The organism is Kitasatospora sp. MY 5-36 (assembly GCF_001182915.1).
Taxonomy (GTDB): Bacteria; Actinomycetota; Actinomycetes; order Streptomycetales; family Streptomycetaceae; genus Kitasatospora.
The window spans coordinates 1-2,458 of sequence record NZ_LFVW01001013.1; the positions used below are offsets into that span (position 1 = coordinate 1).

Genomic DNA, 2,458 nt, shown 5'->3' on the forward strand with positions numbered 1-2,458 from the left:
CGACGGCGCCGTCGACCCCGCCGGGCACCGACTCCCGTACGGCGGCGGCCACATCGGGTGCCGTGCGCGGCACGAACCACTCGGCGCCCAGGTCGCGCACCAGCGGCTCGTCCTCCTGCCCGGCGAGCGCGACCACCCGCAGGCCGCGCAGGGCGGCCAGTTCGACGGCGAAGCCGCCGACGCCGCCCGCCGCGCCGGTGACCAGGACGGTGGAGCCGGCCGGCAGGTCGAGCAGGTCCAGGGCCTGTAGCGCGGTGAGGCCGTTGAGCGGCAGGGTCGCGGCCTGGGCGAGGGTGGCGCCGGCCGGGGCGGGGGCGAGGGCGTCCGCGTCCAGGACGACGTGCTCGGCGTAGGTGCCGAGGTCGGTGTCCAGGCGGTCGCGCAGGCCCACCACCGGCTGGCCGAGCGAGAATTGGGTCACCTCAGGTCCGACGGCGTCCACCGTCCCGGCCACGTCCCAGCCGATGCCGGTCACCGCGCGCGGGGCCATCAGCCCGGCCCCGGCGAGCACCCCGGAGCGGGTGACCGCGTCCACCGGGTTGACCCCGGCCGCCGCCACCCGCACCCGCACCTGCCCGCGGCCCGGCCGCGGCAGCGCCACCTCCACCAGCTCCAGCACCTCGGGACCGCCGAACTCCCGCACCACCACGGCACGCATCACGAAACCCACCCCTCACGAATCGGCAACTCCACCCAACCTAAGGAGAGTTACTCTCCATGGGGAAGGACGCACCCGAAGGTGCGTACCGCACGGAAAGGAGAGTGGGCCGATGCCCACCACGACCGCCGCCCGGCGCCGCGCCGCCGAGGCCGCCGCCTACGACGCCTACCTCGCCTGGTGCCCGGCCCGCCAACTCCTGGACCGGATCGGCGACAAGTGGGTCAGCCTGCTCGTCTCCGCCCTCGCCGACGGGCCGCTGCGCTACAGCGACCTGCGCCGTCGCCTGGCCGGGGTGAGCGAGAAGATGCTCACCCAGACCCTGCGCGCCCTGGAACGCGACGGCCTGGTCAGCCGCACCGTCACCGCCGGGGTGCCCGCCCGCGTCGACTACGAGCTCACCGGGCTCGGGCGCGACCTGCTGCCGCTCGTCCGGCAGATCAAGGACTGGGCGGAGAGCCACATGCCCCAGGTGCTGGCGGCCCGCGCCGCGTACGACGAGGACCACCGGACACCGGACTGACCCGGGGAGACCGGGGACGGTAGGGGCGCAACCTCCGGCGGGGCGGCTCGTTGGGCGTACGGGTCGGACCGACCGGCCGGGGGCGGCAGTACGCCCCGGCCCTGACGGATGGGGACGTTCATGACCGACACCGACACCGCCGCGGACTCCGCGGTCCGCAGCGGCAGCCCGGACTCCGCGGTCGACCGGGTCGCCGACTTCTACGGCGCCTACGTCGACGCCGTCTCCGACGGCACCGACGACCTGGGCACCGAACTGCGCGCCCACTACCTCACCGAGGACTTCCGACAGCGGCTGGCGGCCTGGGAGGAGGCCAACCACGCCGACGGCGTGCTGCGCGCCCAGGACGTGCCCACCCGCTGGGAGGTGCGCTACCACGACTCCGGCGCCGGGCACCTGTTCACCACCGTCACGCTGACCTGGGGCACCGGCCCCGACGCCGGGCACACCCGGCTGGCGGTGCAGAGCGACCTGGGCACCAAGCTGCTCTCGGACATCGAGGAGGGCTGACCCGCCGTCACGCCGCCCCCGGGGGTCACGCCAGGGCTGCGGCCAGGCGCTCGGGCAGGGTGGCGTACGGGCGGCACTCGACCACGGGCAGCGCGTGGGCGCGGGCCTGGTCGGCGAGCCAGGTGCTGTAGCGGGCGCTGACGGCGGCGCGTTCGGGCTGCGGGCCGCTGTCGGGCTCGCGGTCGGCGTAGTTGGCGCCGATGCTCCGCGGGTCGTCCTCGTGCAGGAAGACCGCGCGCACCCGCCGGCCCTGTTCGGCGGCCTCGGCGGCGGCGCGGGCGGCGGCGGCCGGGGTGAGGTAGTCGCCCTCGACGATCGCGGGCACGTCCACGGTGAGCCGGTTGCGCACGACGCCGAGCAGCGCGTCGTCCAGGGCACGGGCGGTGGCGATCTGGAGTTCCAGGACGCGGTCGGCGTCCAGCGCGTCGGGGTCGGGCACGGCGGAGAAGTGGTGCAGGCCGGGGTGGCTGTCCGCGCTGGTGGCGGCCTGGAGGGCGGCCACGACGTCGTCGAACTCGACGACGAACGCGCCGTGTCGAACGCGCAGGAGGTCGGCGGCGCGGCTCTTGCCGAGGCCGGAGGCCCCGCCGATCAGCAGGACGTCCCACGGGATTTCGTCGGTATGCATACCGGCACGGTAAGCGGTCCGGGGTGCGGGTGGGCTCCGGGGGGTGGGGGAGGCGGCCGAGGCGCGCCTCCCGGCCCGGCCCCCGGCGCCCGGAAGCCGGCCCCGGCCCGGTCCGTGGTCCGCCGCCCGCACCCCCGGT

At 76.2% G+C, this 2,458-nt stretch carries 4 protein-coding genes; 2 read left to right on the forward strand and 2 right to left on the reverse strand.

Annotation, left to right across the window (positions count from 1 at the left end):
• Window positions 1-658, reverse strand: a 658-nt coding sequence (locus tag AE652_RS39525) for an alcohol dehydrogenase catalytic domain-containing protein (protein WP_049660433.1), incomplete at its 3' end; no start/stop codon positions are given.
• A gap of 112 nt (window positions 659-770) precedes the next feature.
• Between AE652_RS39525 and AE652_RS39530 the strand changes: the two genes are divergently transcribed.
• Together AE652_RS39530 and AE652_RS39535 are read left to right on the forward strand one after the other, a co-directional pair.
• On the forward strand, window positions 771-1,181 hold the full coding sequence (locus AE652_RS39530) for a helix-turn-helix domain-containing protein (RefSeq protein WP_049660434.1): 411 nt from the start codon (window positions 771-773) through the stop codon (window positions 1,179-1,181).
• Window positions 1,182-1,301: 120 nt separating this feature from the next.
• The gene (locus AE652_RS39535) at window positions 1,302-1,691 is read left to right on the forward strand and encodes a hypothetical protein (protein ID WP_053112556.1); all 390 of its coding nucleotides are present in this window, start codon (window positions 1,302-1,304) and stop codon (window positions 1,689-1,691) included.
• 25 nt (window positions 1,692-1,716) lie between these two features.
• Here AE652_RS39535 and AE652_RS39540 read toward each other — a convergent pair whose 3' ends face one another.
• Window positions 1,717-2,319 carry an AAA family ATPase gene (locus AE652_RS39540; protein ID WP_049660439.1) on the reverse strand — a complete coding sequence of 201 codons (603 nt, stop codon included), beginning with the start codon at window positions 2,317-2,319 and terminating at the stop codon, window positions 1,717-1,719.
• Window positions 2,320-2,458: the final 139 nt, after the last annotated feature.